The 13,194-nt window shown below is 70.1% G+C and carries 8 protein-coding genes; 6 read left to right on the forward strand and 2 right to left on the reverse strand.

What is annotated here, in order from left to right; translation table 11 throughout:
• Positions 1-43: 43 nt before the first annotated feature.
• Both ABZ642_RS10005 and ABZ642_RS10010 read right to left on the reverse strand, forming a co-directional pair.
• Positions 44-2,173, reverse strand: a complete 2,130-nt coding sequence (locus ABZ642_RS10005; protein WP_360480012.1) for a hypothetical protein — start codon at positions 2,171-2,173, stop codon at positions 44-46.
• Between the two features lie 317 nt (positions 2,174-2,490).
• Entirely contained in the window at positions 2,491-3,018 is a 528-nt protein-coding gene (locus ABZ642_RS10010; RefSeq protein WP_360480015.1) for a hypothetical protein, read from the reverse strand.
• 475 nt (positions 3,019-3,493) lie between these two features.
• On the opposite strand from ABZ642_RS10010, the gene ABZ642_RS10015 reads away from it, so the two are divergent.
• The 6 genes from ABZ642_RS10015 to sbnA all read left to right on the forward strand — a co-directional run bounded on the left by ABZ642_RS10015 (position 3,494) and on the right by sbnA (position 13,189).
• Positions 3,494-3,709, forward strand: coding sequence for a hypothetical protein (locus ABZ642_RS10015; RefSeq protein ID WP_352224989.1), 216 nt, complete (start codon positions 3,494-3,496; stop codon positions 3,707-3,709).
• Between the two features lie 439 nt (positions 3,710-4,148).
• Positions 4,149-6,731 carry a Pls/PosA family non-ribosomal peptide synthetase gene (locus tag ABZ642_RS10020; protein ID WP_360480018.1) on the forward strand — a complete coding sequence of 861 codons (2,583 nt, stop codon included), beginning with the start codon at positions 4,149-4,151 and terminating at the stop codon, positions 6,729-6,731.
• A 13-nt stretch (positions 6,732-6,744) separates the two neighbouring features.
• Positions 6,745-9,996, forward strand: coding sequence for an amino acid adenylation domain-containing protein (locus ABZ642_RS10025; protein ID WP_360480021.1), 3,252 nt, complete (start codon positions 6,745-6,747; stop codon positions 9,994-9,996).
• Between the two features lie 41 nt (positions 9,997-10,037).
• Positions 10,038-11,042, forward strand: a complete 1,005-nt coding sequence (locus ABZ642_RS10030) for a TauD/TfdA family dioxygenase (RefSeq protein WP_360480024.1) — start codon at positions 10,038-10,040, stop codon at positions 11,040-11,042.
• Positions 11,039-12,109, forward strand: coding sequence for a 2,3-diaminopropionate biosynthesis protein SbnB (sbnB, locus tag ABZ642_RS10035; RefSeq protein ID WP_360480027.1), 1,071 nt, complete (start codon positions 11,039-11,041; stop codon positions 12,107-12,109). Before ABZ642_RS10030 ends, sbnB begins: the two co-directional genes overlap by 4 nt.
• Positions 12,110-12,145: 36 nt before the next feature.
• Entirely contained in the window at positions 12,146-13,189 is a 1,044-nt protein-coding gene (gene sbnA, locus ABZ642_RS10040; protein WP_360480030.1) for a 2,3-diaminopropionate biosynthesis protein SbnA, read from the forward strand.
• Positions 13,190-13,194: the final 5 nt, after the last annotated feature.

Raw genomic sequence — 13,194 nt, forward strand, 5'->3', positions numbered from 1 at the left:
TGGGTCTGTTCTCGCTTCGGTCGTTGGTACTGCGGAGCGCCGTTCAGTCGCCGACGGTGGCGGGTACCGACTCGGTCACGCCTGCGGGGACCCGGGTGTCGGGTGCCGGATCCGTGGCCGGGCCGGTGGCGCCGGCCGTGACCGCCGGGGCGGCGGTGGTGGCCGGCAGGGTGAGGTCGATCGGGGCGCCGGCCGAGGGGGTCCAGCCGGAGACGGCGCCCGCGTACGCGGTGCCGAACGCGGTGCCGGCCACGGTGGTCCCGGTCGGCAGGGTCGCGGTGACCTCCAGGCCGGCCGGCGCGTCGACGGTCACGGCGTCGCCGACGCGGTAGGCGGTGACCTGGCCGGCCTGGAGCGCGGCCTGCCAGTCGGCCCGGCGCTTCAGCTCGGTCCCGATGTCCTTCAGCCGCAGGTTCACCACGGGGGTGTTGTCCGCGAACAGGGCCCGGTAGCCGTCGAGCACGCCGTCCAGCACCGGGTAGGCGATGCGGTCCTCGGCCAGGTTCGACTGGTGGATGTAGTGCGGCCGGGGGTCGTCGGACAGCACGTGCCCGAGGGCGATCCGGGTCTCCAGCGGCACGATCTGGCCGGTGTAGCCGGTGCTGGTGTCCAGCGGCTGCGACAGACAGGTGGTGGTCGCCGGGTTGTCCTCGCAGATACCGCTGCCGCCCTGGGCGCGACTGGTGTAGAGCCAGTTGTACTCGTCGACCTCCTCGGAGGCCTTGCCCGCGTTGTAGAAGACGTTCATCGGGTAGCGGGGGACGGTCTCGGCCGCGCCGACCTGACGCTGCTGCGGATCACGGGAGTTGTCGGAGCCCAGCCAGTCGACGCCGTTGGCGGCGAGGGCGGGCGCCAGGTTCGGGTTGTCGTCGGGCTGCTGCGGCAGGATCCGCATCCCGGAGTGCTCGCCGGTGACCAACTCGTCGGTCTCCAGGGGGAGTCCGTTGGTCTGGGCCCAGACCCGGTTGGTGGCGATCTCGTCGGAGATGTCGTTCTCGCCGACCCACTCGGTGCTGCCGTCGGCGTTGGTCTCGCAGACCCACGGCACCACCGCGGTGTTCTGCACGCAGCCGAGGAAGGCGTGCGTGTAGGTGTGGTTGATCCAGCGGAAGTCGTTCTTGTCCGCGATCAGTGTGTCGGCGAGCTGGTCGACGCCGTTGTCGTCCTCGCGCTGGTCGACGCTGCCGGAGCCGTTGAAGGCGAGGTCGAACGTGAAGTCCTTGCTCTGCTCCCAGGCCACCGCGTGGTCGACGTCGGCGGACGTCATGCGGATCGGGTCGGGCGTGGCGTTCGGGTCGGTGCAGTCGACGTCGCCGGGCGTGCAGTTGAGGTCGGTGTTCCAGCGGTCGTCGGCGGCGAACAGGTCGTCCACGTGCACCGCGAAGTAGTTGCGGGAGGCGCCGAGGTGCACTCCGCCGGTCATCCACTCGACGATGCCGCGGGCCAGCAGCCGGAACTGTTCCTGGTACTGGTTGTAGACGAAGGTGACGACGAGCTCGCGCCGGCCGTCGTGCCGGTACTCGCCGACCAGGGAGCCCTTGGTGGACGACCCCGGGATGGTCGCCTCGACGTAGGGCGTGAAGTCGGCGCCGGCCGCAGGCTGTGCGAGGTAGGCGTAACTCTCGCCCACGGACGGGTCGTTGTCCTCGAAGGGCACGGTGCCGTCGAGGTAGCCGAAGGGGCCCGCCTGGCCTGCGGCGGTCACGTCGGCCTGGGCGCCGTCGAGGCTGCCGGAGTAGCCGGTGCTGCCGACCGGGTACTGCAATCCGGCTTCTGGACGTGCGTAGGTATAGGCATCGACCTGGGGGATCTGGTAAATCTGTTCGTAGGCTGTGAGTGCCGCCATCTCGTTCGAACCGGCCGCGAACGGGTTGTCGTTGGGCAGCACCACGGCCTGGAACTTGGCGCGCGGTCGCCCGTCGACGGTGTCTGCCAGGAAGCCGGCGTCGATCGTCCGCCGTCCCGACCGGGTCAGGTCGATCTCGGTGAACGGAGTTCCGGCGTCGGTCAGTTCGGCTGCGATGGCGTCGGTCGACGGTCCTCCGTCGCTGACCACCAACACCCGCAGGTCGATTCTGGGTGCGTCGTCGGCATGAGCCGCGCCGGCCGGCAGGCCGAGCGTGGCTATGAGCGCACCGACCGTGAGCACGGTTGTGCGTAAGGTCCGCTTCATGCGGTGAATGTCCCCTCCCGGGCAGGGGTGAGTACGGCTCCGTAGAGCGGACGCACCCCTTGCGTCGACGCCGCCTTTCCTCTGAGAGGCCGGCTCGTCGGCGCATCCGTCGCGTCACATAGTGGTGTCCGTGTGTAGCTTTCGTGGTCGTGTTGCGAAACATGACGGAAAAGAGCAGGCGACCAACAGGCCACCGATGGAACCGAGTTGCCCGATTTTCCGTCCGCGGTGCAGGCCGGGCCCTCGATGAGGGCAGGAGCGCCCGGCCCCGGACCATTGGCTGATCGCAGACCTTTCGGGTCATCCGCGACAGGTCGTCAGGCGCACAGAACGCGCGTCTCGGGTGTGTAGACCGGCCCGCCGCTCGTGTTCGTGGAGTCGCTGAACTCGGCGTAGAAGTACGAGTAGAAGCCGATGTTGCCGTTGCAGCCGGAGTCGGCGGAGACGCTGAGCGTCAGGTTGACGGTGCGGCTCTGCCCGGGCGGGATGGTGGCGCCGTAGTCGGTGCCGAGGTTGGTGGGCCCGGTGCCGGAGCAGGCGGTGCTGGTGCCGTCGACCGCGGTCAGGCTGCAGCCGGTGAAGCTGTACTTCAGGTCGGGGCGCTGCGTGGTGAGATAGGTCGGGTCGATCGTCTGGTACACGAACCAGATGTCGTACGTCCTGTTGTTGGTGATCGTCATCGACAGGTTCACCGTGCCGCCGGGCGTGGTGGTCGCGGCGTTCGTGGCGAAGGTGAGCTCCGCCGGTGCCGGGTCGGCGCTCGCGCTGGGGGCCAGTCCGAAGACGGCCAGGGCGAGGGCGAGAACGGCACCGAGGCCGAAGCGTCTCATCAGTGGTGATCGCATGGCCGGGAGGCTAGGCAGCCGGGCGTGCGGCGTCTTCTCCCGACGACCGGGCAGGCACCCTGAGTGACCGAAAGTGCGCATGACGTGAAGAACGTGTAATCGATAGGTGAAGGTGTGATCGTCACGTCAAACACGCACGTGACCGGCGCGCTCCGGAACGGCCGCCCGGCCCGGCTTCGAGCACCGGCCGTGCCGCCTTGGACGGTAGCCAATGGCGTGTACCGGATGCACCGGACTCCCCTCCTGACCCTCCGCCTCCCGGGGGTTCTCGGCCATCCGCCGGTTTCCGGCCCCGCCCGCCGCGCACCGCTGGTGTGCCGCCCCGAGGCCCGGCGCGGCGATCGGCTCCGGTGTGACGGGGGGCCGCGTTCCGGGCGTGTCGAGCGCCCCGACCGGCCGGAACGATGTCGCGACGATGCGCATCGGCCGGCGCCTCGCCCGCATGACCCGGCTCGGAACGGGGCATTCGGCAGTCATGAAAGACGCGCCTGTGGTGGTGCAGCCGCCGGGCCCCGACGGTGGCAGGCGGGTGACCATCCGCGGAGAGTACGTCGGCACCGCGTATCACCTGCTCGACGTCGTCGAGTTCCTGCGCCGGGCCGGGCTGCCCGAGGCCAATACGACGGTCGACGACCCGGATCTGATCGAGTGGCGCGGCATGGGCCCCAAGGCCTGGACGGCCGCCGGCTGATCCGGGCGCGGCCCGCTGCCGGGACGCGGCCCGCGCGGGGTCGTGGCCCGGTGCGTCGGCGTGCCCGTACGGTCGCGACTGCTGTTGTCTCGCACGGTCGCGATTGCCGTTGTCTCGCACGGCCACGAAGGCCGTGGTGGCGTGCCGGAGGCCGTCCGGCCGTGACTCCTGGGCAGCGGTCGACGCCCCTGTGTGACGGTGACCGCCCGGCCGTTTCCCCGATGCGCTCCCGGTCGGGGGGTGCACCCCCGGTTGGGGGACCGCCATGTGGGTGAACGGCGTAGGACCCGTCCCGGCCTGATTCCCGGGGGACAAGGCCCGGCGCGTCATTCTTTCCACCCCCTTAAATCAGGGGCACAAGTGGCAGACGTCGATCTCTCTGGACAAACTGAATCCGCCGGTTCGTGATCAGGAACATCCACGTTCTCCAGGAGATCGCATGGTGGAACAGTCCTCCGAGGTCGTTTCGGAGCCGGATGAATCCGTCGTCGCACTGAGCGACACCGGCCGCAGGGGGGTGGAGACCGAACGGCGGCTCGCGCGGACCCTGGCCGACCTGCTGGGCGCCGAGAGCGTGCCGGTCGACGGCCACTTCTTCGCCGACCTCGGCGCCAACTCACTGGTCATGGCCCAGTTCTGCGCACGAATACGCAAGACGGCGGATCTGCCCTCCCCGTCCATGAAGGACATCTACCAGCACCCCACGATCCAGAGTCTGGCCACCGCGCTCGGGGATCCCACACCCGCCCCCGACGCTCCGGCGGACACCCCGTCCGCTGCGGCGCCCGCGCCGCCGGCTCCGGGGTCGCGCGGGAAGCGGCGCGCCCATCTGCTCTGCGGAACCGCCCAGTTGCTGGTCTTCCTGGGCTACTCGCTGGTCTCCGGATTCGCCACCGCCGCGGGGTACGAGTGGGTCGCCGGCGGAGCGGGCCTGGCCGGCATCTACCTGCGGTCGGTGCTGTTCGGAGGCATCGCGTTCGTGGCGCTGTGCGCCTTCCCGATCGCCGCCAAGTGGCTGCTCGTCGGACGCTGGCGGCCCGGAGAGTTCCCCGTCTGGGGCCTGGCGTATCTGCGCTTCTGGCTCGTCAAGGTGCTGCTCCACGCGAATCCGATGGTCTTCCTCGCCGGAACCCCGCTGTACGTGCTGTACCTGCGGGCCCTCGGCGCACGCATCGGCAAGGGCGTCACGATCCTCTCCCGCTCCGTCCCGGTCTGCACCGACCTCCTGACGATCGGCGCGGACACGGTGATCCGCAAGGACGCCTTCTTCCTCTGCTACCGGGCCCACGCGGGACACATCCAGACCGGCCGGGTCACCCTCGGCGCGGACGTCTTCGTCGGCGAGAAGACCGTCCTGGACATCGACACCGCCCTGGGCGACGGTGCCCAACTCGGCCACTCGTCCGCCCTGTACCGCGGCCAGACGGTCCCGGCCGGCGAGCACTGGCACGGATCCCCGGCGGAACCCGCCCAAGTCGACTACGCCAGGGTCGCCCCGGCCCGCTGCGGCACCCTGCGCCGGGCCTGGTTCGGCCTCGGCACCCTGACGCAGATGTTCTTCTTGTACATCCCGTTGGCCGTCGGCGGTGCGTACATGCTCTTCACCGAGGTACCGGCGATCGGCAAGCGGCTCGACCCGCAGTCGGCCGCGCTCACCCCCTCGCAACTGCTGCCCGACGCCCTCGTGCTCTCCGTCGTCCTGTTCTTCGGGTTCGTGGTCCTGGGGCTGCTGGCCCTGTGCACCGTGCCGCGTCTGGTGGGCCTGGTCCTCAAGCCCGACAAGGTCTATCCGCTCTACGGATTCCACTACGTGCTGCAACGGACCACGGCCCGTATGACGAACATCAAGTTCTTCACCTGGCTCTTCGGCGACAGCTCGTACATCGTCCACTACCTCCGAGGCATCGGATACGACCTGTCACGCGTCGAGCAGACCGGCTCGAACTTCGGCACCGAAGTGCAGCACGAGTCGCCCCTGCTGGTCACCGTCGGCAGCGGCACGATGATCGCCGACGGCCTCTCCGTCCTCAACGCCGACTTCTCCAGCACCTCGTTCCGGCTGTCCAGGGTGGAGATCGGGCCGAACAACTTCCTGGGCAACAACATCGCCTATCCGGCGGGCGGCAGGACGGGCGCGAACTGCCTGCTGGCGACGAAGGTGATGGTTCCCCTCGACGGCGAGATCCGGGAGGGCGTGGGCCTCCTCGGCTCACCGTGCTTCGAGATCCCGCGCACGGTGGACCGCGACACCCGGTTCGACCACCTCAGAACCGGCGACACGCTGCGCCAACGGCTCGCCGCGAAGAACCGCTACAACCTCCGCTCCATGGCGGGCATGCTGCTCGTGCGATGGCTGCACACCTTCGCGCTCACCCTCTTCGGACTCGCCTCCGTGGACCTGTACGGCGTGGTCGGAGACGTGGTGATCGGCGGATACTTGGCCTTCACGCTCGTCTTCTCCACCGCCTACTTCGTCCTGGTGGAGCGCTGCATCGGATCCTTCCGGGCGCTTCGCCCCCGGTTGTGCTCCATCTACGACCCGTACTTCTGGTGGCACGAGCGGCTGTGGAAGGTCCCGGACCACTACCTCAACATCTTCAACGGCACCCCGTTCAAGACCCTGGTCTGGCGGCTGCTGGGCGTGCGCATCGGCAGCAGGGTGTTCGACGACGGCGTCTACATGACCGAGCGGACGCTCAGCACCGTCGGCGACGACTGCACCCTCAACGCCGCCAGCAAGATCCAGTGCCACTCGCAGGAGGACGGCACCTTCAAGTCCGACGTCACCACCCTCGGCGCCGGCTGCACCCTCGGCATCGCCGCCCATGTGCACTACGGCGTGACCATGGGCGACGGCTCGGTGCTGGCGCCCGACGCCTTCCTCATGAAGGGCGAGGAAGTCCCCCCGAACGCCCAGTGGGGCGGCAACCCCGCGGTGGACATGCCGGAGAACGGCAGCCGGCCCGGCACCGTCGGCCGGACCACGTCAGCAGCCAACGCCACCACGGCGACCGTGAGTTGAGGAAGGCCATTCGATGGGAACGCGCGTGGAATCGGACCGGCGGTTCTGGAGCCGGACACTGACCGCAGGCGGCGCCACCGCCGTGCCCCGGTGGGCTTCGCGACCGGCCCACGGTACGGCCGAGCACGAGATACCCGTGCCGGACGACACGACCGGGGCGGTGCGGGCACTGGCCGGGCAACGGGGCCTGCCGGTAGGCGTGTTGATGCTGGCCGCACACCTGAAGGTGCTGGCCGTGCTCTCCGGCGAACCCGAGGTGGTCACCGGGTACGCCACCGGCGCGGGCCACGAGCCGCTGCCGTGCCGGGCGTCCGTCCCCGCCGGGTCCTGGCCGGCCCTGCTCACGGTCGCTCACGACGCCGAGGCGGAAGTGCTGGCCCACCGTGATTTCCCGGTGTCGGAGCTGCACCGCGAACTCGGCCTGACGGAGCCGCCGTACGAGGTGGTGTGCGGGCCGGCGGAACCCGACGAGCCCCACGCCGACGACGGTGTCCTGCACGTGCGCTGGTCCGACCGGGACGGACGGCTGACGCTGCTCCTGCGGTACCGCACGGACGTGCTCGACGCCCGGGCCGCCGCCCGTATCGGCGGCTACCACCTGACCGCGCTGCGCCTGATGACCGCGGAGCCCGACGCCGACCACGCCCATCAGAGCCTGCTCTCCGCCGAGGAGGAACGCGAGCAGCTGGAAGGCCTGGCCGGGCCCGACCGCCCGCTGCCGGACGCGCGGGCACACGAACTCTTCGAGCAGCGCGCCCGGACGCATCCGCAGGCGGTGGCAGCCGTACACGGCGAGCAGCAGTGGACGTACGGCGAACTCGACCGGCGGGCCAACCGGCTGGCGCGCGCCCTGCTGGCCAGGGGCCTCGGCCGGGAGGACGTCGTCGCCGTCGTCACCGAGCGCAACCTCGACTGGCTGGCGGCCGTGCTGGCGGTGTTCAAGGCGGGCGGCGCGTATCTGCCGATCGAACCGCACTTCCCGGCCGGCCGGATCGCCGCGACGCTCTCCCGGGCGGAATGCCGGCTGGTCCTGACCGAATCCGGCAGCACCCACTCCCTCGACGAGGCACTGGCCACCCTCCAGGGCGTCGAGAAGCTCCTGATGGAGACGGCGTACGCCGAATCGCACGCCGACGACGACCCCGGCATCCGGGTCGACCCCGATCAACTCGCCTACATCTACTTCACGTCCGGCTCCACCGGCGAGCCGAAGGGCGCGATGTGCGAGCACGCGGGCATGCTCAACCATCTCCACGCCAAGATCGACGACCTGTCGATCGGCGAGGGATCGGTGGTCGCGCAGACCGCCCCGCAGTGCTTCGACATCTCCCTGTGGCAGCTGATGGCCCCGCTGCTGGTGGGCGGCCGGACCTTGCTCGTCGAGCAGGACGTGATCACCGACGTGGAGCGGTTCGTCGGCACCCTGGAACGCGGCCGGGTCGCCGTGGCACAGCTCGTGCCGTCGTATCTGGAGGTCGTCGTCACCTATCTGGAGCGGCACCCGCGCATGCTCCCGGACCTGCGCTGTGTGTCGGTGACCGGCGAGGCGCTCAAACGGGAGCTGGTCCAGCGGTGGTTCGCGGTCCAGCCGGGCATCGAACTGCTCAACGCCTACGGTCTGACGGAGACTTCGGACGACACCAACCACGAGGTCCTCCGGGAGGTACCCGAACGGGTGCTGCTGGGGCGGCCCGTCAACAACGTACGCGTCCATGTCGTGGACGAGCACCTGTCGTTGGTCCCGCTGGGCGCCCCCGGACTGATCGCCTTCTCCGGTGTCTGTGTGGGCCGTGGGTACGTCAACGATCCCGAACGCACCCGAGAGTCGTACCGGACGGACCCGTACCGGCCCGGCGAGCGGCTCTACCTGGGCGGGGACTGGGGCCGCTGGCACCCCGGCGGCAAGCTGGAATTCCTCGGCCGCCGGGACAACCAGGTCAAGATCCGCGGCTTCCGGATCGAGATCGGCGAGATAGAGAACTCCCTGCTGCGGGTGGACGGGGTACGGGACGGCGCGGTGGTCGTCGCCGAACGGACCGGTGGCGGAAAGCAGTTGATCGCCTTCTACTCCGGCGAGGAGCAGGAACCGGAGAGGCTGCGCAAGGCACTCGGGGCGGCCCTGCCCGGCTACATGGTGCCGTCGGCCTTCCACTGGCAGGACACCCTTCCGCTGACCGCCAACGGCAAGATCGACCGAAAGGCCCTGACCGCACGGGCCGAACAGTCGGCACCGGACACGGAAGCCGCGGACGCCGCCGCCCCGCTCAGCCCGACCGAACGGCGGCTGGCCGCGGCCTGGGCCGAACTGCTGGGAGTGCCCGAGCGGCGGATCGGCCGCACGGACCACTTCTTCGACGCCGGCGGCACCTCCCTCACCGCGGTCAAACTCAGCCTCGCCCTCGACCGCGCGGTGTCCCTGAAGGACATCACCCGGCACCCGGTCCTGGCCGACCTGGCCGCCCTCCTCGACGGCACGGCCCGGCAACGCCCGGAACTGCTGCTGCCCCTGTCGGGCGGGAGCCGCGCCTCGGAGTGCGTCCTGGTCTGCTTCCCGTACGCCGGCGGCAACGCCGTCAACTACCAGCCGCTGGCAAGCGCGCTGGCGGGCAGCGGTCTGCCGGTCCTCGCCGTGGACCTGCCCGGTCACAACCTGGCCGCACCCCCCGAACCGTTCGCGTCCATCGAGGAGGTGGCCGAGCGGACCGTCGCCGAGATCACGGCCCGCGGCCTGACCCGGGTCGTGCTGTGGGGCCACTCCTCGGGCACCGCGACGGCCCTCGAGACCGCCCGCAGGCTCCAGCAGCGCGGTGTGCACGTGGCCCGGGTCTTCCTCGGCGCGCAACTGCTCGGCACCGCCAACGACCGGTTCAGCGCCATCGTCGAACTGACCGGCAGTAGCGACGCCGAGATCGCCGGGCGGCTGACCGGGGACGGCGGCTACGCGGAGCTCGTCGAACTCAACCCGCCGCACGCCGAACACATCGCCGCCGCCTACCGGTACGACTGCGTCGCCGCGCACCGCTACTTCCACCAGGTCCTGGAAGCCCCGCCGCCGGTGAAACTGACCGCGCCGGTCTCGGTGGTGGTCGCCGCCGACGACCCGCACACCGCCGGCCACGCCCAGCGCCACCGGGACTGGCTGCTCCTGGCCGACCACGTCGACCTCCACGAACTCGCCGACGGGGGACACCACTTCCTGCGCACCCGTCCGGCCGAGACGGCACAGGCCGTCCTGAACGCCGTCCTTCCCCTCGCCTCCTCCTGACCCCCGTCACACTCCAGGCGGTCGACCGAAAGGAACCCGAGATGCCGTTCTCATCCCTGGCATCACCACTCGACGTGGAGCTGCGGCCGGACAAACCGGCACTGCTGTGCGTCGATCCCCCCGACGACGCTCCGAGGTGGACGGCCGAGCACCGCGAGGCGCTGCGCGCTCAGGTCACCGAGCACGGGGCGCTGGTCGTCCGCGGTCTCGGCCTGCGCGACGCGGGCCAGGCCGGTGCCGTCTTCACCCGGCTGGCCGGTGACCTCATGACGGAGCGGGAGGCCTTCGCGCCCCGGGAGGCCCACGGCCGGGGGCTGTACTCCTCCACGCCCTGGCCGGACAACCAGCCGATGTGCATGCACCACGAGCTGAGCTACCAGCAGCAGGTGCCCGGTCTGCTGCTGTTCGCCTGTCTCACCGCGCCCGAGCAGGGCGGGGCGACGGCGGTGGCCGACGCCGAGGAGGTGCTGCGGGCACTGCCCGCCGGGCTCACCGAACGGTTCGAGCGCGAGGGCTGGATCCTGACCCGCAGCTACAACGACGAGATCGGGGCGAGCCTCGCGGAGTCGTTCGGCACCGCCGACCGCGCCGAGATCGAGCACTACTGCCGCACGAACGGCATCAGTTGCACCTGGCAGGCCGACGGGACCTTGCGCACCGAGCAGCACCGCGCCGCCGTCGTCCGGCACCCGCTCACCGGCCGGCGCTGCTGGTTCAACCAGATCGCCTTCCTCAACGAGTGGACGCTGGACCCGGAGGTACGCGAGTACCTCCTCGACGTCTACGGCCCCGAGGGGCTCCCGTTCAACACCCGCCACGGCGACGGCACCCCGATCGACGAGGACGTCGTCCGGCTCATCAACAGCACCTACGAGGCGCACACCAGGCGCGAACCCTGGCAGGCCGGTGACCTGCTGCTCGTGGACAACATCCGCAGCGCGCACAGCAGGGAGGCGTTCACCGGAGAGCGCCAGGTGCTGGTCGGCCTGGGCGAGCCCCTGCGGCCTACCGACGACTGCCCGGCTCTGGAGGCGAGCGAGCGATGACCGACACCCTGTCCAACGCCACCCGGTCCGTCGTGCCCGACGGGCCCGCCGTACCCACCTTCGCGGTGATCACCGGCGAACAGGTGAAGCAGGCGCTGAGCGGACGTGAGAAACCGCTCGTGGAGCTGGTCGAGACCGTCTACCGGCTGCACGACGCGGGCGACTCGGTCAACCCGCCGTCGTACTTCCTGCGCTTCGCCGACCGCCCCACCTCGCGGATCATCGCGCTGCCGGCCTCGATCGGCGGCCCGATCCAGGTGGACGGCCTGAAGTGGATCTCCAGCTTCCCGGAGAACGTGAGCACCGGGCTGCCGCGAGCCTCCGCGGTGCTCATCCTCAACGACCACGACACGGGCTACCCGTTCGCCTGCCTGGAGAGCTCGATCATCAGCGCCACCAGGACGGCCGCCTCCGCGGCGCTGGCCGCCGACTGGCTCAGCCGCAACCGGACCCGCCCCACCCGGGTCGGCTTCTTCGGCACAGGCCTGATCGCCCGCTACATCCACACCTTCCTGGCCGGCACGGGCTGGGACTTCGACGAGATCGGCGTGCACGACCTGTCCGCCGACAGCGCGGCCGGCTTCAGCGGCTACCTGCGGGAGACCGGCACGACCGCGCACATCACCGTCCACGACACCGCCGAGGACCTGGTCCGCGCCAGCGACCTGGTGGTCTTCGCCACCATCGCCGGCCAGCCGCACGTGACCGACCAGGCCCTGTTCAGCCACAACCCGCTGGTCCTGCACGTCTCCCTGCGCGACCTCGCCCCGGAGATCCTGCTGGGCGCGGCCAACTTCGTCGACGACGTCGACCACTGTCTCAAGGCCGACACGTCGCCCCACCTGGCCGAACAGCTCAGCGGCAACCGTGACTTCCTGAACGGAACCCTCGGCGACGTCATGGCCGGACGGGCCGCGCCGCCGGCCGACCGACCGGTGATCTTCTCGCCCTTCGGACTCGGCGTCCTCGACCTCGCCGTCGGCAAGCACGTCTACGACGAGGTGTCCCGAGCGGGAGACCTGCGTCTCATCGATGACTTCTTCCACGAACTGCGTCGGTACGGCTGAGGCCGTGGTCCTCGGCCCGGCACCAGGAGGCCCGCCGTGCCTGTCATATCCGCTCCCCAAGCCTTCAACGAGGGCGACCTCTTCGTCGATCTCGCGTCGATCTGCGGATACCCGCTCTACCTGAAGTGCGAGGCGTTCAACTTCGCCGGCTCCATCAAGTTGAAGGCCGCGAACGAGATGGTGGAGAGCGCCGAGCGGGACGGAATCCTGACAGCGGATTCCGTTCTCGTGGAGTCCTCCTCCGGAAACCTCGGCGTCGCGCTCAGCATGATCGCCGCAAGCAAGGGCTACCGGTTTCTGTGTGTGACGGACTCCCGGTGCAACCTGTCGACCAGACTCCTCATGGAGGCGCTCGGCAGCGAAGTGCACATCGTGGCCGACCAGGACGCCAACGGCGGCTTCCTGGGCAAGCGGATCGACTACGTCCGCTCGCTGTGCGCCTCCGACGACCGGTACGTCTGGCTCAGCCAGTACACCAACGCCGGCAACTGGCTGGCCCACTACCGTACGACCGCCCCCGAGATCGCCCGCCGGTTCCCGCAACTGGACGTGCTGTTCGTCGGGGCCGGCACCACCGGAACCCTGATGGGCTGCGCGCGCTACTTCCGCGAGTGGCCCAGGCCGGTGCGGATCGTCGCCGTGGACGCGGCCGGTTCGGTGGCGTTCGGTGGCGAGCCGGGCCGCCGGATGATCCCGGGCCTCGGCATGAGCATGCGGCCGCCGCTGCTCGACGAGTCCCTCGTCGACGAGGTGATCAAGGTCGAGGAGCCAGACACCATCCGGATGTGCCATCGCATGGCCAGACACGGCTTCCTGTTCGGCGGCTCCACCGGAACCGTCGTCAGCGGAGCGACGGACTGGCTGTCCCGGCACGACACCGGTGACCTCACCGCGGTGGCGGTCGCCCCCGACCTCGGGGAGCGCTACCTCGACACCATCTACCAGACCAACTGGCTCCATGACCTGTACGGCGATCAGGTGCTCGACACCGACGTCGCCGACGGCACCGTACAGACGAAAACCCCGACCCGGGAACCCAAGTCCGCGTCACGTGCGCCGGCCCGCCGCCGCACCACCTGACACCC

It is taken from the genome of Streptomyces sp. NPDC007157 (assembly GCF_040634235.1).
In the GTDB taxonomy this organism is placed as follows: Bacteria; Actinomycetota; Actinomycetes; order Streptomycetales; family Streptomycetaceae; genus Streptomyces.